Raw genomic sequence first — 19,021 nt, forward strand, 5'->3', positions numbered from 1 at the left:
GTGCTGCCGAGGTATCCGGCGGTGGTGATCCCCGCGGTCCGGGCGACCGCGGCGATCGGCCGGCCGAGCTGGCCGAGGTCACGCTGAGCGCAATGCCGTGAAGGCCACATTGAGGGACTCAGATTCCCTCAATGTGGCCTTCACGGACCGGTGCCGGCCGAGGTCATGCTCGCTTCTTGAACGTCGACCGCGCCCACAGATACCCCACCAGCGTGATCCCGGCGCACCAGGCCACCGCGGCGATCGCCGTGCCCGCCGAAGGCGCCCCGCGCAGCAGGCCGCGCATTGTCTCGATGATCGGGGTGAAGGGCTGGTACTCCGCGAACTGCCGGAGCCCCGGCCCCATCTTCTCCGCCGGGACGATCGCGCTGCTGAAGAACGGCAGCATCACCAGGGGCACGGACGCCAGTCCCGCCGTCTCCGGGGACTTCGCCGCCAGGCCCAGGGCGATCGTGAGCCAGCCGGCCGCGAAACCGAGCAGGACCACCATGCCCGCGACGCCGAGCCAGTCGAGGAAACCCGCCGACGGGCTGAAACCCAGCAGGAACGCCACCCCGACGAGGGCCGCGATGGCGACCACGTTGGTCAGCAGGCTCGCGACGACGTGCCCGGACAGGATCGCGCCGCGAGAGACGTCCATGACCTTGAACCGGTTGATGATGCCCTTGGTCATGTCGGAGTTGACCGACGTCGCGGTGGCCCCCAGCCCGTAACAAACGGCCAGCAGGATCAACCCCGGTGTCGCGTAGTCGATGTAGTCGACTCCGACGTCGAAGGCGTCTCCCATCATGTACACGAACATCAGCATGATGATGATCGGCATCAGGACCGCGTTGAACACCGAAGTCGGGTTCCGCGCGATGTGCTTGAAGTTGCGGCGCAGCATGACCAGCGCGGGGGCGCTCATACCGTGGTCACCTCCGTGGTGTGGCCCGTCAGGGCGAGGAAGACGTCGTCGAGGTCCGGGGTGTGGACGGAGAACTCTTCGGCGGCGACGGAGTATTCGTCGAGCCGGTCGAGCAGGGCCCGCAGGGATTTCGTCCCGCCGTCGCCGGGCACCCGCAGGGTCAGCGCCTCGTCGTCGCGCGTGGCCTCGGGGAGGATCCGCGCGGCCGCGTCGAGTTCCGCGACGGTGGAGAACCGGAGGCGGACGTGCGTGCCGGGCAGCCGGCGCTTGAGCTCGTCCGGCGTGCCCTCGGCGACCAGCCGGCCGTGGTCGAGGACGGCGACGCGATCGGCGAGCTGGTCGGCCTCCTCGAGGTACTGGGTGGTGAGGAAGACGGTCACGCCGTCGGCCACCAGCTCGCGGATGATCGTCCACATCGTACGGCGGCTGCGCGGGTCCAGGCCGGTCGTCGGCTCGTCCAGGAAGATGATCCGCGGGCCGCCGACCAGCGTCATCGCCAGGTCCAGCTTCCGGCGCATGCCCCCGGAGTAGGTCGACGCCGGTTTCCGCGCCGACTCCACCAGGTCGAACCGCTCCAGCAGCTCCGGGACCACCCGGCGGTCCGCGCGGTTGAGATCGGCCATCAGTTGCAGGTTCTCCTGTCCCGTCAGGAGTTCGTCCACGGCCGCGAACTGGCCGGTGACGCCGATCGCCGCGCGCACCGCCTTCTCCTCGGCCGCGACGTCGTGCCCGGCGACGCGGACCATCCCGGCGTCGGCCTTCGTCAGCGTGGTCAGCACGTTCACCGTCGTCGTCTTGCCCGCGCCGTTCGGGCCGAGCAGGGAGAAAACCGTGCCCGCCGGGACGTCCAGGTCGACGCCGTCGAGCACGACCTTGTCCCCGAACGCCTTGCGCAGCCCGGAAACCTCGATGGCCGTCACTGGTCCGCCGCCGTCCAGGTCACCGGCAGCGCGTGGACGCCGTAGATGTTCATGTCGGTCCGCAGCGGCACCTCGTCGGCGGGAACGGCGAGTTCGAGCGTCGGGAACCGGCGCAGCAGGGCCTCGAAACCGGCGCGCATCTCGATGCGGGCCAGCTGCTGGCCGAGGCACTGGTGGACGCCGTGGCCGAAGGACAGGTGCCCGCGGGCCGTGCGGTGGACGTCCAGGCTGTCGGGGTTCTCGAACTTCTCCGGGTCGCGGTTGGCGGCCAGCAGCGAGACGACGACCGTCGAGCCCTCGGGGATGGTCTCCCCGCCGAGCTCGATGTCCTCGGTGGCGTAGCGGTAGAAGATGTCGGCGACGGACAGGTAGCGCAGCAGCTCCTCGACGGCACCGGGCAGCAGCCCCGGGTCGGCGGCCAGCTCCGCCCGCTGCTCGGGGTGCTCCAGCAGCGCGAAGGTGCCCAGTGACAGCATGTTGGCCGTGGTCTCGTGACCGGCCAGCAACAGCAGGAAGGCGACGCCGGTCAGCTCCTCGATGGTGAGGTCCTCCTGGACGGCCAGGTCGGACAGGATGTCGTCCTCGGGCTCGGCGCGCTTGCGCGTCACCAGCTCGGCGAGGTAGGTGTTCAGCGCGATGTAGGCGCCCATCTTCTGGTCGAGCGGCTGGTCCTTGACCATGAACTGGGCCGAGTTCGCCTGGAACTCCGCGCGGTCGGCGTAGGGGACGCCGAGCAGTTCGCAGATCACCAGCGACGGCACCGGCAGGGCGAACTCCGCGACGAGGTCGATCGGCGGGGTCAGCTTCGCCATCGCGTCCAGCTGCCGCTCGACGACGTCGACGATGTGCGCCTCGAGCTGCTTCATCCGCTTGACGGTGAAGGCGCCGGTGAGGCGCTTGCGCAGCCGGCCGTGGTCCGGCGGGTCCATGGCGATGAACAGGCCCGGCAGCTGCGGGGACGGCTCGGTGGCGGCGGGCATGCCGGGCGTCTCGTACGGCACGTGCAGCACGCCGATGTCCTGGCGGGAGCTGAACCGGGTGTCGGCCATGAGCTGCCGGACGGCGTCGTAGCCGGTGACGAGCCAGCCCTCGTGCCCGTCGGGGAAGACCATCGGGCTGACCGGGCGGGCTTCGCGCAGCCGGGTGATCTCACGGGGCGGGTCGAACGGGCCGGCGTCGCGGTCCATCGGCAGGCCCTGCGGAACGGGAACGGTCTGGGTCATCGGAGGTCCTTTCGCGGTGGCTGTCACCACGATCGGGGGCCGACCTGACACGCACCTGACACGGCCCTGACACGCCGGACCTCACGCGGCGCGTCGGGTCCGGACGATCCCGAAGGCGACGAGAGCCGCGGCCACGACGGTGAGCGTGACGCCCGCGATCGTGACGGCGTCCCGGAACTGCGCGGTCTGCGCGGCGGTCCAGTTCGCCGTCGCGATGCTGCCGGTGAACAGGGCGGCGAGGATGGTGCCGGCGGCGGCGATGCCGGCCCCGGAGGTCATCTCGGACGCGGTGTCGACGAGCGCCGCGCCGATCGTCGTGCGGTTCTCCGGCAGGCCGCGGAGCACGTTGACCCCGGCGACGACGCCGACCACGCGCAGCCCGGCGGCCACGAGCGCCAGGGCGAGCGCGACCCAGACGTAGCCGAGCCGGCCCAGCACGGCGTAGACGGCGAGCCCGGACACGACGGCCGCGGAGCTGAGCCACGCGGCCCGGTCGAGGCCGACCCGGCGGACGAACGGGCTGACGAGCGAACCGCCCGCGACGAGGACGACGACCTGCGGCAGCATCCCGACGGCGGCGAGCGCGGGCGGCCAGCCCCAGTCGAGCTGCAGCTGCAGCGTCACCAGGTAACCGAGGCCGGCGGTCGCCAGCCCGGCCGCGGCCTTGTAGGCGAGACCGCTGGAGACGAGCGGACGGGCGAGGAGCTTGAGGTCGAGCAGCGGGTAGGTGGCCGAGCGCTCGCGCAGGACGAAGGCGATCGCCGCCACGACGGCCGCGGCGGTGGCCGCCCAGGGCGTCCAGGAGCCGGTGCCTTCGTGCACGAACAGCGTCGGCGCGACGAGGGCGAGCACGATCGTCGCCGTGCCGAGCACCGCGCCGAGGACGTCGACGGGGTCGCGGTGCAGGTCGGCCGGGTCGTCGGCGGCGATGCCGGCCCGCACCCCGGCGAAGGCGAGCGCGGCGATCGGCACGTTCACCAGCAGCAGGATCTGCCACGGCGCGACCGCGAGCACCAACCCGCCGGCGGTCGGGCCGACCGCGAGCCCGACCAGGCCGACCGTCGAGATGAGTGTCGTCGCCCGGACGCGCAGGCCGTCGTCGTCGAAGAGCCGGAAGGCCAGGGCCATCGAGCCGGGGGTGGTCATCGCGGCCGCGACGCCCATCGCGACCCGGACGGCGATGAGCTCGGTCGCGGTGCCGACGAAGGCGGTGGCCAGGCTCGCGGCGCCGAGCAGGACCAGCCCCACGAGCATGACGCGCCGGCGGCCGAACCGGTCGGCGATGGCGCCGAACGCCAGCATCAGGCCGCCGAACACGACGGCGTACGCGCCGGTGACCCACTGCAGGGCGGTCGTCGAGGCGTGGAGTTCGCGGCCGATCGTGGGCAGCGCGACGTTGAGGATCGAGTTGTCGAGCATCTCGAAGAGGAACACGGCGGACAGGCCGGCGAGGGCGACCCACGCCTCCCGCAGCGATCGGGGAGACCGGACAATGGGGCTGGTCTGAGTGAGGGGCATGGGACTAGATTAACTGACTAAGTTTAGTTAGACAAGGAAGTGAGGGTGGATGCCCAGGACGAGTGAGCGCGGCGGGCCGCAGACGCGGGCGCGGATCGCCGAGGTCGCGGGCGGGCTGTTCCTCGAGCGCGGGTTCGAGAACGTCACGGTCGCCGAGATCGCGCGGGAGGCGGGGGTCTCGAGCGTGACGGTCTTCAAGCACTTCCCGCGCAAGGAGGACCTCTTCCTGGACCGCGCGGACGACGCCGCCGAGCTGCTGCGCTCGTCGGTGCGTGATCGCGCCGCCGGTGTCCACGTGCTGACGTCGCTGAGGGAGGCGATGTGCGGTCTCGTCGAGGTCCGGCACCCGCTCTCCGGCGTCGAAGACCGGTCGGTCCCGTTCTTCCGGACCGTCGCCGGCTCACCCGCGCTGATCGCGCGCGCCCGGGAGATCGCTTCGGAGCTGCAGGGTGTGCTCGTCGAAGAGCTGGACCGCGACCCGGCCTTCGAGGGGGACGCGACGTTGCTGGCCGCGTTCTTCATCGCGGGTTATACGACGGTGCTGGTGGAGACCGCGCGCCGGCTCATCGCCGAAGATGCGCGTGATGGTGTGGTGGCGGACCACAGCGCGCGGCTTGAGCGGCTGTTCGACGCCTTGCGCGGCGGCGTGGGGAAACCGGGCGCCCGGCCGTGAGGCCAGGCGCCCGGGTGAGGCTCAGCCCTTGGCGGTCAGCTCGAGCACCTGGCCGGTGAGGTCGAGGAGCTCGTCCACGCTGTCGGCGAGGTAACTGAGGTCCACGAACGTGTGGTCCGGCTCCAGCGTCGCGACGATCTTCACGACCGACTCCGCCACGACGTCCACCTTGGTGCCCGGGTTCGCGTTCACCCGCAGGGCCACGCCCAGCGCCTGCGGGTCGCGGCCGGCCTTCTCGGCGTCGGCGCGGATCTTGGCGAGGGTCGTGGTGAGGACGTCCGCCGGGAACGCCTCGGGGACCGACCAGGCCGGCAGCCAGCCGTCGGCGCGCTCGGCCACCCGGCGCTGGGACTTCTCGCCGAAGCCGGCCAGGTACACCGGCGGCCGGCGGACCGGCTTGAGCTCGACGTGGGACTCCGCGATCGTGTAGCCGACGCCCTCGTGCGCCACGATGTCCTTGCCCCACCAGGTGTCCAGCAGGTCGAGCAGGTCGTCGAGGCGCTTGCCGCGCTCGGACATCGGGATGCCGACCGCCGCGTACTCCTCCGGCGACCAGCCGATGCCGAAGCCCGGCAGCAGCCGGCCGTTGCTCGCGACGTCGATGCTGGTCAGCAGCCGGGCGAGGTTGGCGGGCTGGTACTGGGACGCGTTGATGGTGCTGGAGCCGAGGACCGCGGTCTCGGTCACCGCGGCGGCGATGGCCAGCGCGGCGAACGGGTCGTGGACGGTCCAGAACTCCTCGGGCATGGTTTCGTAACCCGGGTAGGGCACGACGGGGGCGATCGGCGAGAGCAGCCGGTCGCCGACCCACAGACCGGCTGCCCCGGCCCGTTCGGCCTCGCGCGCGAACCGCGCGATCCCGCCTGGTGTGGCCGCCGCCTTGCCGAACACCGGAAGGCTGAAACCAAGACGCATGAAGTACTCCCCTGAGAGTGGACGGACCGTGCCGGTCCTGTCACCACTAGTACCCGCATCTGGTTGTGCGTTCAAGCAACTCGGGAAAGCGCTGTCGGCTCGTCGTCCGCGGGCGCCGCGCCTCGGCTACGGCGATCGCCGCGGTCACCAGGGCAGTTCGCCGGTTTCGTCGCGGAAGGTGCCGGTCGGGCCGTCCGCGCCGAGGGTGGCCAGCTCCACCACGGTCCGCGCGCTCTCCTCCGGTGAGCGCCCGATCCCGAAGGCCGCCGTCATGTCGGTGGCGGTCGTGCCAGGCTCGACGGCGTTGAACTTGATGCCCGGCTGGGCCTTGGCGTACTGGACCGTCAGCATGGTGGCCGCGGCCTTGGACGCGGAGTAGAGCGCGAGCGGCAGCTGGAACTCCGGCCGGTCGGGGTTGGTCACCGCCCAGAACGAGCCGGCGCTGCTGGACACCGTGACGACAGTGGGGTTCGAAGACTTGTGCAGCAACGGAAGCGCCGCCTCCGTGACGCGCACGATTCCCACCGCGTTGGTGTCGAAGACCCGCAGGGCCGTCGGCCCGTCGAGCGCTTCGCTGCCGAGGACGCCCGCGTTGTGCACCAGTACGTCGAGCCGTCCTTCGGCCGAATCGATCGTGGCCAGCGCGTCGCGCACCGAGGCGTCGTCGGTCACGTCGAGCCGCACGAACCGCGCGCCGAGGTCCGCGGCGGCCTTCTCGCCCCGCTCGACGTCACGCGCTCCGATGTAGACGGTGTGCCCCTGCGCGAGGAGTTGTTTCGCGGTCTCGAATCCGATGCCCTTGTTGGCGCCGGTGACGAGGGTGACGGTCATGAGTTTCCCTTCGAAGTCAGCTGCCGGAGCAGTTCCCCGGCGTCGTGCAGCGCGGTCATGTGGACAAACCGTCCATTGTGGACCTGGTAGATGGCGAACTCGACGATCTCGAACGACGCGCCGGTCGGCGCCACGCCGAGCCACTCCTTCGCCGGGGTGCCGGTGTTGACCAGGCGCGCGGCCAGGCGGTCACCGTCGAAGAGCAGTTCCTTGAGCTCCCAGTGCAGATCGGGCACCGCGTCGACGTCGGCCTTCTGGACGGCGAGGAGGTCGTCCCGGGTGGCCGGCTCCCCGTTCAGGGTGGTCCGGTCGTGGATGAACTCGTCCATCCGGTCGAACCGGTGGGCGTTGAGCTCCTCGAGGTAGCGCCGGTAGAACTCGCGCAGATCCCTGTCGGACACCGGATCCCCTTTCTGAAGTGATCGATGCAGAATTCGACTGTAGCACGTTCTGCATCGATCACTTCAGAAGTGTCAGACGGGCGGCCAGGCGCGCAGGGCGGCGTCGGCCATGTCCTGCAGCTCGTCGCGCCCGACACCGCTGGCGGCCTGCACGGCGATGCCGTAGCCCAGGGCGGTGACGTACCGGGCGACGAGCGTCGGGTCGGCGTCCGGGGGCAGGTCGCCCTCGTCGACGGCCCGCTCGAACCGGGCCCGGATGGTGGTGTAACCGTCGTCGCGCCACGCGACGAGCAGGTCGCGGGCTTCCGAGCTGGCATCGCCGGTGGCCAGGGCGCCTTGGACGCCCAGGCACCCGTTCGGGCCCGTCGGGCGGGTGGTGGTCCGGATGGTGCCGGCCAGGATCGCGGTGGCGACGCCGAGGGCGGTCGGCTCGTCCAGGGCGCGGGCCAGGTACGCGCTCGGGCCCTCGGTGTAGCGCTCGAGGGCCTTGCGGAACAGTGCTTCCTTGTTGCCGAAGGTGGCGTACATGCTGGCCGTGGAGATGCCCATCGCGCCGGTCAGGGTGGCCAGGCTGGCGCCTTCGTAACCCTGCTCCCAGAACACCAGCAGGGCGCGCTCGAGCGCCTCGTCGACGTCGAACCCCCGCGGCCGCCCGGCCGGACGGCGCTGCTGCTCGGTCTTCATCTGCGCACTGTACCTCTTCTGCATCGATCGATGCAGAAACCCGCTCGGCTGGAGCCGGGTCAGCGCTGCCCGGTCCGGACCGCCCTCAGCACGAAGGCGTCCAGCGCCAGCGGGCGCACGTCGGTCAGCTCGAACCCCGCGCCGGCCAGTAGCGCGCGGTAGTGGGACTCGGTGCGTTCGCGGCCGCCGACGTTGCACAGCATGTGGATGTCCCACGGCACGGCCAGCGACGCGGTCCCGCTCTCCTCGGGCAGCAGGCGCTCGATGATCAGGAGCTCCGCGCCGCCGGGCATGCCGGACGCACAGGTCGTGAGAATGGTGTGGCACCGCGCGTCGTCCCAGTCGTGCAGGACGCGGGACAGCAGGTAGACGTCGCCGTCGCCGGGAACGGCGTCCGTGAAGTCACCGGGCACGAGGGTGCAGCGCGCCGCGTGCTTCGCCAGCGCCGGCCCGGCGACCGCCAGGGCTTCCGGGCGATCCATCAGCACCCCGGTGACCGCCGGGTGCGCGTCGAGCACGCGCGACAGCAGCGCGCCGTTGCCGCCGGCGACGTCGACGACGACCCGGGCGCCCGAGAGGTCCGTGACGCGGGTGAGCTCGGCGAACATCGCGTTGCTGGCCGCCATCGAGCGGTGGAACAGGTCCGCCAGCTCGGGATTCGCGGCCAGGTGGGCGAAGTGGTGCGCGCCGAAGACCTTGGCGAACGACTCCTCGCCCGTTCGGACGGCCTCGGTGAGCGCGGAAAACGAGCGGTAGAACGGGCCGCCGTACATCAGGGCGAGCGCGCCCATGGCGCCTTCGACGTCCGAGCGCAGCAGTGCACCCACCTCGGTGAGCACGTGCCCCGCGGCCGTCGCGCGGACGACGCCGAGGGTGTCCAGGTAGCGCAGGAGCCGGCCCAGGCTCTCGCGGTCGGTGCCGGTCGCCGCGGCCAGCGCGCCGAGGTCGGCGGTCGTGGCCAGGTGGTCCGGCAGCCGCAGCTTGACGGCCGTGGCGACGGCCTGCGTGGCCCACGCGCCGGTCAGCAGCCCGAGCAGCTCCGTGCCGGGCTCGGACGCGCGCTGGTGCGCGGCGAGCACCGTGGGGAACTCGCCCGCGCAGAGCAGTTCCAGCCGTCGGTAGGCCGGGGCGGCGTGCGCGTCGCGGAAGTACAGCACGGTGGCGTTTTCGTGGTTGTTGTAGCCGCCGCCGTCCGGGCGCAGCCGCCCGGCGACCGCCCCGCGCAGTCCATTGAGGACGATCGGGTCGGCCCGGGGCACCGCGAGCGCGAAGTGGTCCTCCCGGCCGTGCTCGCGTTCGTCGGCGGCGATGTGGGCCAGCTCCGGCGGGGTGAGGAGGACGAAGATCTCCAGCGCGCACGGACGCCCGGCGCGGTCGGTCACCGGGGCGCGCAGGATGCCGGCCGTCAGGTCCTCGGCGGGCACGCCGTACCGGCGGGCGAGCCGCCCCCGGACGACCACGCTGGTGCTCATCAGCCCGGTTTCGAGGCCGTGGCGGGAAAGTTCCTCGGCGAGCCCCTCGAGGGTGCTCGGGAAGATGAGCAGAGCGAAGTGCGCGAACGGCGCGTGCGCCGCCAGCGCCGCGCGTTCGGCGGCGGGCAGTGACGGCAGGGCCGCCGCGAGCACCGACGCGGTGTCGTTGCTGCGGACGAGATCCCTCGCCGTGGTGAGACGGTCGAGATCCTCCGGCGCGAGCGCGGGGGCGATCGTCGCGGTCATGAGCACTCCAGCTGATCAGATGCCGACGTAGTTTTCGGCGAAGAAGTCTTGGTGCGCGCGGGATTCGCGCAGGTTGCCGAGCCGGGTGCGCCGCAGCGCGGAACCGAACGGCTCGGCGCCGCCCTGGTCGTGGAGCAGGCCGATCATCCAGTGGGAGAACTCCTGCGCCCGCCAGATGCGGGGCAGGCAGGTGCGGGAGTACGCGGCGAGACCGCGCTCGTCGTCCCGCTTGAGCGCGTCGACGAGCGCCGCGGCCAGCACCTCGGCCGCCATGATCGCCAGGTTGGCCCCCTTGGCGGCCGACGGGCTGATCAGGCTGGCGGCGTCACCGACCAGGAACAACCGCCCGTGCCGCAGGGTATCGACGACGTCCGAGCGCAGGCGCACGATCCGGCGTTCGGTGACCGGACCCTGGCGCAGCGCACCGAACTCCCCGGTGCGCATCCGGACGGCCAGCTCCGTCCAGATCCGCTCGTCGGACCAGGACTTGGCCTCGTCGCCGGGCGGGACCTGGAGGTAGTAGCGGGTCACCTGCGGACTGCGCGCCATGTGGCCGGCGAACCCGCGCTCGTGCAGGGCGTAGGTGACCGCAGGCATGCTCGGCGGCGCCTCGGCGAGCACGGCCAGCCAGGAGATGCCGTGGTCGCGGGCGCAGCGGGCCGGCGCGGGGACGGCCTGGCGGGTGACGCCGTTGCTGCCGTCGCACCCCGCGAGGAACCGGGCGTCCACCTGGCCGGTGCGGCCCTGGTCCTCGCGGTAGCGGACGGACGCCGTGTCGGCGTCGACGTCCGTGATCGTCACCCCGAACCGCAGTTCCCCGCCGCGGGCCAAGTATTCGGCGACGAGATCGCTTACGAGCCGCTGCTGCGGGTAGACGGTGTGCTGCTCACCGCGGCCCAGGCGGTCGTAGCGCAGGGTGAATTCGCCGTCCTCGTCGCGGAAGGCGCAGGTGCCGTGGGTGCTGCCGTCACGCAGCATCCCGGCGCCGAGGCCGTACTCGGTCAGCACCCGCGCGCTGTTCGCGCCGAGGAACCCCGCCCGCGCGCGGGCCTGCACCTGTTCCCGGGTGCCGCGTTCAAGGATGAGTGTCTCGATCCCGGCGGCGCGCAGCAGGTTGCCCAGCACCAGCCCCGCGGGCCCCGCGCCGGCGATGAGCACCGATGTCCGATCGGCCATGAGTTTCGCGGCCCGTTCCCTTCCCGGCGAAGGGCGGCCCACCCGGGCCGCCCAAGGGCCAGACCTAACCAGTCGCGGGTCCGCGCGGCCCGCATGTCGGCGTCGTGGCGCGACGGGATCACCCATACGGGGATCGGCCGTCCGAAGTGGACCGCCGGTCGTCGCTGTCGCTGGATTGTCGACGGCCCGTGCCACGGTGAGCCTCCTGTCCCGGCAGCTGGTGAGGAGCACGAGAATGGGAACTGCACGGATGAGCGGGTTCGGCTCGCGGAGCCTGCGGGTGGTCATGAGCGTGGCGGTGGCCGCCGGAGCGTGTGTGGGACTGCAGGTCGCGACGGCGGCGCCCGCGGCGGCGGTGGGCACGGTCCAGGTGGTCGTCGGGCCGCTGTCGGTGAGCAACTCGCAGTCGCCGAAGTTCGCGCCGTCGGCGGTGTGCCCGGCCGGCACCAAGGTGCTCGGCGGCGGTGGCTGGGCCCAGGTCCAGGCGAGAACCCCGGAGTCGGAACGGGTGGTGCTGTCCGAGCTGCGGCCGGCCCCCTCGACGACCGGTGGCCGCGACAGCTACGAGGCGGGCGCGTTCGAGCTGTCACCGGGAACGACCGCCGACTGGTCGGTGCAGGCGTTCGCGATCTGCGCGCCGCCGATCCCGGGCATGCACCTCGTTTCGGGACACTCGATTTCGTCGAACTCGACGCAGATAGCCCGAGCCGACTGCGGGTCGGACAACGAGGCGGTGCTCGGCCTCGGCGCCCAGATCCTGGGCGCCGACGGGCAGGCCACGCTCGTCTACGAGTTCGCCGAGACCTTCCGGGTGGCCCAGGTGAAGGCTCTGGAGGACGCGGACGGGTTCAACGGAACCTGGGAGCTCGACGCGTTCGCGGTCTGCGCGCCCTTCCCGAGGAACTACGGGACCAGCTTCGGGCTCTCGTCACCCACGACCCCGAACTCGGACGCGGTCCAGGTAGCGTTTTCCCGCTGCGGCAACGGAGCCGGCAGCAAGACGCTGGGCGTGGGTGCGGCGATCAACAGCCCCCTCCCCGGCACGGGCTTGCAGGTGGTCTTCCCGGGCAGCCAACTGGAGTCGGCAGCGGTCGAGGCAACGCCGACCAACGCCACCTGGGGCCCGACCGCGGTGCAGGGTATTTGTGGTGACTGAGGCCGGCGGGCCGGCGTCCCTGCGACGCCAGCCCGCTCCGGTTTGCTCGGCTGAGTCAGGTCAGCGCGGTCGCTTGCTTCGGTTTGCTTGGCGGGGTCGCCTCGGCGCGGCCGCTCCGGTTTGTTCGGTCGGGGTCACCCCGGCGCGCCCGCCCGCTCTGGTCTGCTCGGCTGAGTCACCCGGCGTGGTCGCCTGCTCCGGTTTGCTGGCTGGGTCGCCCCGACCTGGTCGCGGGCTTCGGTTTGCTTGTTTGGTCGCCTCGGTGCGGTGGCCCGTTCCGGTTGTTCGGTCGGGTCACCCGGCGCGACCGCCTGCTCCAGGTTTGCTCGGGTGAGTCACCCGGCGCGACCGCCTGCTCCAGGTTTGCTCGGCCGGGCCATTTCGGCGCGGTCGCCCCGGCGTGGTCGCCTCGGCGCGGTTGCCCGCTCCGGTTTGTTCGGCCGGTCGCTCGGCGTGGTTGCCCGCTCCGGTTTGTTCGGCCGGTCGCCCCGGCGTGGTCGCCTGCTCCGGCTTGCTCAGCCGGTCCACTTCAGCGGTCGCCCGCTCCAGGCCAGGCGCGCGTTCCACCCGTGCCAAGCCAGTGGACTCAGCCCAGCGCGGGCCGCTTTGCGCGGCAGGATCGAGCGTTTGTGCTGGTTCGCGCACAGCGGGCGGCCGGCTCCACCCGCGCCGAGCCTGCGGCATCACCCAGCGCGGCCGCCTTGCGTAGCAGCACCGAGCGTTCGCGCACAGCGGGCAAAAAGCCACCCGCACCGAGCCTGCGGCATCACCCCAGCGCGGCCGCCTTCCGCAACAGCACCGAGCGTTCGCGCTGGTTGGTGCACAGCCGGGCGGCCAGCTCCAGCTCGGCGCGCGCCTCCGGGTGCCTTCCGAGGCGGGCCAACAGCTCTCCGCGCACGGTGGGGATCAGGTGCGAACCGGGCAGCCGGTCCGTCGCGACCAGTTCGTCCACCATCGCCAGGGCCCGCTCCGGACCGGAGGCCATGGCCACCGCGACCGCCCGGTTGAGCTCGACCACCGGTGACGGCGCGACCCGGCCCAAAGCCTCGTACAGCACCACGATCCGGTCCCAGTCGGTCTCCTCCACCGAGGCGGCCGCCGCGTGGGTGGCGGCGATCGCGGCCTGCAGGCCGTAGGGGCCGAGGCCGCGGGCCGACGCCGACGCCAGCGCGTCCAGCCCGCGGCGGATCGCCGAGACGTCCCAGCGGCGACGGTCCTGGTCCTCGAGCAGGATCGGCTCGCCGTCCGGGCCGGTGCGGGCCGGGAAGCGCGCGGCCGTCAGCTCGCACAACGCGAGCAGGCCGTGCACCTCCGGCTCGTCCGGCAGCAGCGCGGCTAGCGTGCGGGCCAGCCGGATCGCCTCGTACGCGACGTCGGGGCGCACCAGCCGGTCGCCCGACGTCGCCGTCGACCCCTCGGTGAAGATCACGTAGAGGACGCTGAGCACCCCGCCGAGCCGCTCCCGCCGCTCGGCGGCCGGCGGCAGCTCGAACGGCACCCCGGCCGCCGCGATCGTCTTCTTGCCCCGGGTGATGCGGGCCTGCACGGTCGGCACGGACACGAGGAACGCGCGGGCGATCTCCTCGCTGGTCAGCCCGCCGACGACACGCAGGGTCAGCGCCACCCGGGACTCACGCGAGAGCACCGGGTGGCAGCTGACGAACATCAGCGCGAGCACGTCGTCGTCGATCCGGTCGGGATCGACGTCTTCGGGGACGGCTTCCTCGTCGGCCGCCATCAGGGCGTACCGGTCCTTGAGGGCCGCGCGGCGGCGGATCGCGTCGATCGCCCGCCGCCGCGCCGTGGTCATCAGCCAGCCGGCCGGATCGGCCGGCGGGGTGACCGCCCACGAGACCAGCGCCTCGGCCACCGCCTCCTGGGCGGCGTCCTCGGCCAGCCCGAAGTCGCCGGTGAACCGGGTCAGCGCGGCCACGATCCGCGCCGACTCGATCCGCCAGACGGCCTCGACGTCGGCCGCACCCATCAGTTGCCCGCCGGAACTTCGTCCTCGCCGGGCACGCGCCGGACCTCGACCTTGGCCCCGGGCGCCGCCGGGACCCGCTTGGCCCACTCGACCGCCTCTTCCTTCGAGGCGACGTCGACCAGGAAGAAGCCGCCGAAGAGCTCCTTGGTCTCCCCGTACGGCCCGTCGGTGACCACCGGTGCCTCACCGCTGAAGTCGACGACGACGCCGGTGCTCGGGTCGTCCAGCCCTTCGGCCGCGACGTAGACGCCGGCCTTGAACAGGTCCTCGATGAACTTGCGGCTGGTGACCATCATCTCGTCGATGTTGGCCATCATGGCGGCGTTCGACTCGTCGGTGCCCCGCATGATCAGCATGTACTTCATGGTGTTCTCCTCGTCCGCTGAAGCCGTCCTTCGGCCTGTTGCGCCCTCAGGTCGAACGGCCGGCCCGCGGATCGACACGGCCTCGAAGAAATTTTCCCCGACCCCTCCGACGGCCGTATCGTCGCACGTCACGAAGAAGGCCCACGCCGTACCGACCGGGTGGTATGTTGCCCCGGTGATCGAAGAGGCGCACCGGACCTGGCGATTTCTCGAGCCGTACCACGGAATGATCTACTTCGCCCCGGAGGCCGCCGCCGCGTACGCGGAGCTCGGTCTCACCGGCCGCGCCGGCTACTTCGCGTCGAGGTCGGCCGCGTTCGGCGCGGTCCCGGCACCGGTCGTGGTCGCGACCTTCTACAACTTCAACCCGGTGCTCGTCCGGGAGTCGGTCACCACCGCCTGGTCCACGACCGAGCCGGCCGCGGTCCTCACCGCCCGCTACGCCGCGGCCGACCGGGCCCTGCGCGGCATCCTGGGCGACGCGGTCGGCTCGGCCGAGATGCGCCGGGCCGCCGACCTCCTCCGCGCGGCCGCCGAGACGGTCACCGACGACGTCACCGGCCGCCCGCTCTTCGCCGCGCACGCGGCCTTGCCGTGGCCCGCCGAGCCCCACCTGGTGTTGTGGCACGCGCAGACCCTGCTGCGCGAGTACCGCGGCGACGCCCACGTGGCCGCCCTGCTGACGGCCGGCCTCAGCGGCATCGAAGCCCTCGTCACCCACGCCGCTTCCGGCGCCGTCCCCGCCGAAACCCTGCGTACGTCCCGAGCCTGGCCCGAGGACGACTGGACCGCGGCCGTCACCGGCCTCCGCGAGCGGGACTGGCTCACCGACGACGACGCCCCGACGTTCACCCCCGCCGGCGCGGCCCGCCGAGCGGAGATCGAGAAGGCGACCGACGAGAACAGCGTCACCCCGTACGCCCACATCGGCGATGCCGCCTGCACCGAGCTGCAGACCCTGGTGCGCCCGTACAGCCGGGCGCTCGCCGAGAAGCTGATGCCGTGGGCGCTCGCGAGGCAGTAGCCCCGCGGTTCGCCCGGCACGGGACCTTTCGTCCGGGGGTGAAAGGTCCGGGTTTGCCCCCACTCGATCAACCTTGCGCCCGCTGATTCGTCTTGACGGGTGTGAAAAACCACGTGCGTTCTGTTCTCCATCGCGGTTTCCTGCGCGGCCTGGTCCTCGCGCTCGGGGTCTCGGCGGCCGTCGCGGCGGCACCGGCGGTGGCTTCGGCCTCCGTCGACAGCGTTCCCACGCCGAACCTGAGCTGGACCGACTGCGCCGACGGGTTCCAGTGCTCCACGGCGTCGGTGCCGCTGGACTACGACCGGCCCGCCGGAGCGAAGATCGACCTCGCCCTCATCAAGGAGCCCGCCACCGATCCGGCGCACAAGATCGGCACGCTGTTCGTCAACTTCGGCGGCCCGGGCGCCTCCGGCCTGCAACGCCTGCGGGAGCGCGGGAAGTGGCCGTGGCTGTTCTCCGGCCAGCTGCGCGCCCGGTTCGACGTCGTGTCGTGGGACCCGCGCGGGATCGGGAACAGCACCGCCGTCCGGTGCTTCGGTTCGCTGGCGGAGCAGGAGTCGTTCTTCGGCTCGTTCCCGGAGATGCCCGGAGACGCGAGCGGAAACGCGGCCTTCTACGCCAAGTCCCAGGAGCTCGCGGACCGCTGCTCGGCGCACGCCGGCCCGATCCTCGAGCACGTCTCGACGGCGAACACCGCACGGGACCTGGAGCTGCTGCGCCGCGCGGTCGGCGACCCGAAACTGACCTACCACGGCATTTCCTACGGGACCCAGCTCGGCGCCACCTACGCCAACCTGTTCCCCAACCGCATCCGCGCCATGGTGTTCGACGGCACGATGGACTTCGCCGGCAACGCGACCGGTCACGACGGCAGCGGCAAGAGCGTTCCGCTGGACACCCGGCAGGACGTCCCCACCGGCATCTCGCAGACGTTCGACCAGTTCCTGCGCCTGTGCACCGAAGCCGGTCCGAAGTGCGCGTTCTCTTCGGGTGACCCGAAGGCGAAGTGGGCCGCGCTGACGGCCCGCGCCAAACAGGCGCCGATCACCGTGGACGGCGAAACGTGGACGTACTCCGGGATCGTCAACGCGGCGGCCGACCTCTCGGATTCCCGCGGCTGGCCCGACATCGCGTCGCTGCTGCAGCGCCTGTACGACGCTCCCGCCACCGTTTCCGCGTTCAAGGCGGGCGAGCCGTACACGTCCAACCGGACCGAGGCCTTCAACGCGATCCAGTGCAGCGACAGTGATGTCCCGACTGACCCGGCGATCTACAGCCGGTACGCGGAGTCGGAGGACCGGCGCGTCCCGTACTTCGGCCGGATCGCCGTGCTGGACATGATGAGCTGCGCGTTCTGGAAGGCGAAGGACACCGATCGCTACACGGGCCCGTGGAACCGCCCGACGTCGGCGGAGATCCTGGTGCTGAACAACCACTACGACCCGTCGACACCGCTGGCCGGCGCTCGTGACGGCGCCGCGGAACTGGCGCGCGCCCGGGTGTTCGTGACCGAGGGGTACGGGCACTCGTCGATGTACGTGCCGAGCACGTGCACCGAGCAGGTGAAGCGGGACTACCTGATCTCCGGGGCGTTCCCGGCCGCGGGCAAGACCTGCACGATCGACGCGAGCCCGTTCGCGGGCTGACCACAGCGACGGCCGGCCCGGTCAGGACGACGGGCCGGCCGTCACCTTGGCGCCCTCGATGACCACTTCCAGGCACTCGCGGAACAGGTCGTCGACGGTGCGGCCGGGCACGAAGTACTCGGTCACGGCGGCCACCACGGTCGGGTGCTGCTCGGTGAACGTGGCCATGTCGAAGTCCTTGAGCGCGTCCCCCGCCGGGCGCGGGACCTGCTCTTCGAGGACGTGGCCGACCGTGAAGCGCTCCACCGTCAAGACGATCACCCGCGCGTGCCGCAGCGAGACGCCGCGCGCCACCAGGCTGCTCATCCCCAGTTCGGAGATCGCCGCCATCTTCCGGGACAGCTGGGCGGTCGAGACGATCCGGGCGCCGTCCGGGTGGGCGAGCAGCGCGCGGCGCAGCCGTTCGGCGAGGCCGATCAGCCAGTCCTGCCAGCGTTCGTCCGGCCCGGGCGGCGACATCTCGCCGAACTCCTCACCCAGGATCGCCTCGGCGATCGCGGTGACCAGGGCCGCCTTGTTGGGCAGGTGCCAGTAGAGCGTCGGCGACTGCACGCCCAGCCGTGCGGCCAGTTTGCGCGTGGTCACGCCGTCGAGGCCTTCGGCGTCCAGCAGCGCGACGGCCTCGGCGACGATCCGTTCCCGGTCCAAGGGCAATTTTGGTACCTCCCGCCTCACTCTATCAGTGCTAGAGTCTCCCTATCAGTGATAGAGACACGGAGGGTGACCATGACCGGAGAGCGCTCGTTCCACGGCCTGCTGCATCGCATTCCCGGGGTTCCGGCCCACGTCGAGCAGCCGGCCGGGCACCAGGGCACGACCCATCACGGCCGCCGGTCGCGGGGTCACTCGGCCGCCCGGCCGCCGCGCGTGCTGGTGGCCTGGCAGCGCAAGATCGCCGCCTTCTTCGGCCAGGAACTGCCGTGAAGGCGGCGGTGCTGCACGAGGTCGGCGGCGTCCCGCGCTTCGAGGACTTCCCGGATCCGGTGCCCGGCCCGGACGAGGTGCTCATCGACGTCAAGGCGGTCGCCGTCGAGAACGTCGACAAGCTGATCGCGGCCGGCACGCACTACGCGAGCAAGAAGTACCTCGCGCAGTTGCCGGCGATCCCCGCCTTCGACGGCATCGGCACCCTGCCGGACGGCACCGTCGTCGGGTTCGGCAACCCCCGCCCGCCCTACGGCGCGCTCGCCGAGAAGACCGTGGTGGCGAAGGGCGCGTACGCCCCGATCGCCGACGGCATCGATCCGGCCGTCGCGACCGTGCTGGGCACGGCGATCACCGGCATGTCCCTCACGACCGCCGCGGGTTTCGTGCCCGGCGAGACGGTGCTGATCCAGGGCGCCACCGGGGTCGCCGGGCGGCTCGCGGTCAAGGTGGCCCGGCTGCTGGGTGCCGGCCGGATCGTCGCGACCGGCCGGGACGAGGGCCAACTGCGCGAGGTGCAGGCCCTCGGCGCCGACACGGTGATCACCACCGCCGTGCCGGACGCCGAACTTGCCCAGGCGTTCACCGACGCCAAGGGCGACGGTTACGACGTCGTCCTGGACTACCTCTGGGGCCGCCCCACCGAGATCCTGTTGCGCTCACTGGTCCCGGAATCGTTCGCGTTCCCGAAGCCGACCCGCCTGATCCAGGTCGGCGAGTCGGCGGGCGGCACCCTCACCGTCGCCGCGGAGAGCCTGCGCACGTCCGGCGTCGAGATCTACGGCGCGGCCAAGGGACTCGGCCCGGACACGATGGGCCAGGTCTACGGCCAGGTCGTCACGTGGGCGCAGTCCGGCGAGCTCACCTTCGACGTGACGAGAGTCCCGCTGAGCGACATCGAAACCGCTTGGCAGCGCACCGATCTACGAGGTACCCGGCTGGTCGTGGTGCTGTGA

The 19,021-nt window shown here is 71.8% G+C and carries 19 protein-coding genes; 6 read left to right on the forward strand and 13 right to left on the reverse strand.

What is annotated here, in order from left to right; translation table 11 throughout:
• Window positions 1-163 precede the first annotated feature (163 nt).
• The 4 genes from VA596_RS33295 to VA596_RS33310 all read right to left on the reverse strand — a co-directional run bounded on the left by VA596_RS33295 (window position 164) and on the right by VA596_RS33310 (window position 4,568).
• A complete protein-coding gene (locus VA596_RS33295) occupies window positions 164-907 on the reverse strand; it encodes an ABC transporter permease (RefSeq protein WP_323332237.1) in 744 nt (247 codons plus the stop codon).
• A complete protein-coding gene (locus VA596_RS33300) occupies window positions 904-1,827 on the reverse strand; it encodes an ATP-binding cassette domain-containing protein (RefSeq protein WP_323332239.1) in 924 nt (307 codons plus the stop codon). The genes VA596_RS33295 and VA596_RS33300 overlap by 4 nt, the downstream gene beginning before the upstream one ends.
• On the reverse strand, window positions 1,824-3,050 hold the full coding sequence (locus VA596_RS33305) for a cytochrome P450 (RefSeq protein WP_323332241.1): 1,227 nt from the start codon (window positions 3,048-3,050) through the stop codon (window positions 1,824-1,826). Before VA596_RS33305 ends, VA596_RS33300 begins: the two co-directional genes overlap by 4 nt.
• Before the next feature lie 81 nt (window positions 3,051-3,131).
• Complete coding sequence (locus tag VA596_RS33310) at window positions 3,132-4,568, reverse strand: MFS transporter (RefSeq protein WP_323332242.1); 1,437 nt, start codon at window positions 4,566-4,568, stop codon at window positions 3,132-3,134.
• A 49-nt stretch (window positions 4,569-4,617) separates the two neighbouring features.
• Between VA596_RS33310 and VA596_RS33315 the strand changes: the two genes are divergently transcribed.
• Window positions 4,618-5,241: a TetR/AcrR family transcriptional regulator gene (locus tag VA596_RS33315; protein WP_323332244.1), complete on the forward strand. Its 624-nt coding sequence runs from the start codon at window positions 4,618-4,620 to the stop codon at window positions 5,239-5,241.
• 21 nt (window positions 5,242-5,262) lie between these two features.
• Here VA596_RS33315 and VA596_RS33320 read toward each other — a convergent pair whose 3' ends face one another.
• The 6 genes from VA596_RS33320 to VA596_RS33345 all read right to left on the reverse strand — a co-directional run bounded on the left by VA596_RS33320 (window position 5,263) and on the right by VA596_RS33345 (window position 10,966).
• The gene (locus tag VA596_RS33320; protein WP_323332245.1) at window positions 5,263-6,156 is read right to left on the reverse strand and encodes a TIGR03619 family F420-dependent LLM class oxidoreductase; all 894 of its coding nucleotides are present in this window, start codon (window positions 6,154-6,156) and stop codon (window positions 5,263-5,265) included.
• Between the two features lie 144 nt (window positions 6,157-6,300).
• Entirely contained in the window at window positions 6,301-6,987 is a 687-nt protein-coding gene (locus tag VA596_RS33325) for an SDR family NAD(P)-dependent oxidoreductase (protein ID WP_323332247.1), read from the reverse strand.
• Window positions 6,984-7,388 carry an ester cyclase gene (locus VA596_RS33330; RefSeq protein WP_323332249.1) on the reverse strand — a complete coding sequence of 135 codons (405 nt, stop codon included), beginning with the start codon at window positions 7,386-7,388 and terminating at the stop codon, window positions 6,984-6,986. The genes VA596_RS33325 and VA596_RS33330 overlap by 4 nt, the downstream gene beginning before the upstream one ends.
• Window positions 7,389-7,460: 72 nt before the next feature.
• Window positions 7,461-8,072, reverse strand: a complete 612-nt coding sequence (locus tag VA596_RS33335) for a TetR/AcrR family transcriptional regulator (RefSeq protein ID WP_323332251.1) — start codon at window positions 8,070-8,072, stop codon at window positions 7,461-7,463.
• A gap of 59 nt (window positions 8,073-8,131) precedes the next feature.
• Complete coding sequence (locus tag VA596_RS33340; RefSeq protein ID WP_323332252.1) at window positions 8,132-9,790, reverse strand: methyltransferase; 1,659 nt, start codon at window positions 9,788-9,790, stop codon at window positions 8,132-8,134.
• A gap of 15 nt (window positions 9,791-9,805) precedes the next feature.
• Window positions 9,806-10,966 (reverse strand): 4-hydroxybenzoate 3-monooxygenase, encoded by a 1,161-nt coding sequence (locus VA596_RS33345; RefSeq protein WP_323332254.1) that lies wholly within the window; start codon window positions 10,964-10,966, stop codon window positions 9,806-9,808.
• 235 nt (window positions 10,967-11,201) lie between these two features.
• On the opposite strand from VA596_RS33345, the gene VA596_RS33350 reads away from it, so the two are divergent.
• Window positions 11,202-12,122: a hypothetical protein gene (locus VA596_RS33350; protein WP_323332256.1), complete on the forward strand. Its 921-nt coding sequence runs from the start codon at window positions 11,202-11,204 to the stop codon at window positions 12,120-12,122.
• Window positions 12,123-12,888: 766 nt separating this feature from the next.
• On the opposite strand, the gene VA596_RS33355 is transcribed toward VA596_RS33350, so the two are convergent.
• Window positions 12,889-14,106 carry an RNA polymerase sigma factor gene (locus tag VA596_RS33355; RefSeq protein ID WP_323332258.1) on the reverse strand — a complete coding sequence of 406 codons (1,218 nt, stop codon included), beginning with the start codon at window positions 14,104-14,106 and terminating at the stop codon, window positions 12,889-12,891.
• Entirely contained in the window at window positions 14,106-14,471 is a 366-nt protein-coding gene (locus VA596_RS33360) for a YciI family protein (protein ID WP_323332260.1), read from the reverse strand. Before VA596_RS33360 ends, VA596_RS33355 begins: the two co-directional genes overlap by 1 nt.
• 175 nt (window positions 14,472-14,646) lie before the next feature.
• On the opposite strand from VA596_RS33360, the gene VA596_RS33365 reads away from it, so the two are divergent.
• Together VA596_RS33365 and VA596_RS33370 are read left to right on the forward strand one after the other, a co-directional pair.
• A complete protein-coding gene (locus tag VA596_RS33365; protein ID WP_323332262.1) occupies window positions 14,647-15,495 on the forward strand; it encodes an SCO6745 family protein in 849 nt (282 codons plus the stop codon).
• 140 nt (window positions 15,496-15,635) lie between these two features.
• Window positions 15,636-17,141, forward strand: a complete 1,506-nt coding sequence (locus VA596_RS33370; RefSeq protein ID WP_323332504.1) for an alpha/beta fold hydrolase — start codon at window positions 15,636-15,638, stop codon at window positions 17,139-17,141.
• A gap of 21 nt (window positions 17,142-17,162) precedes the next feature.
• On the opposite strand, the gene VA596_RS33375 is transcribed toward VA596_RS33370, so the two are convergent.
• Window positions 17,163-17,795, reverse strand: coding sequence for a TetR/AcrR family transcriptional regulator C-terminal domain-containing protein (locus VA596_RS33375; RefSeq protein WP_323332264.1), 633 nt, complete (start codon window positions 17,793-17,795; stop codon window positions 17,163-17,165).
• A gap of 72 nt (window positions 17,796-17,867) precedes the next feature.
• Here VA596_RS33375 and VA596_RS33380 point away from each other — a divergent pair, with 72 nt between their 5' ends.
• Together VA596_RS33380 and VA596_RS33385 are read left to right on the forward strand one after the other, a co-directional pair.
• Window positions 17,868-18,065, forward strand: a complete 198-nt coding sequence (locus VA596_RS33380) for a hypothetical protein (protein ID WP_323332266.1) — start codon at window positions 17,868-17,870, stop codon at window positions 18,063-18,065.
• Window positions 18,062-19,021, forward strand: a complete 960-nt coding sequence (locus VA596_RS33385) for a quinone oxidoreductase family protein (protein ID WP_323332268.1) — start codon at window positions 18,062-18,064, stop codon at window positions 19,019-19,021. Before VA596_RS33380 ends, VA596_RS33385 begins: the two co-directional genes overlap by 4 nt.

The organism is Amycolatopsis heterodermiae (genome assembly GCF_034929455.1).
Lineage (GTDB): Bacteria > Actinomycetota > Actinomycetes > Mycobacteriales > Pseudonocardiaceae > Amycolatopsis > Amycolatopsis heterodermiae.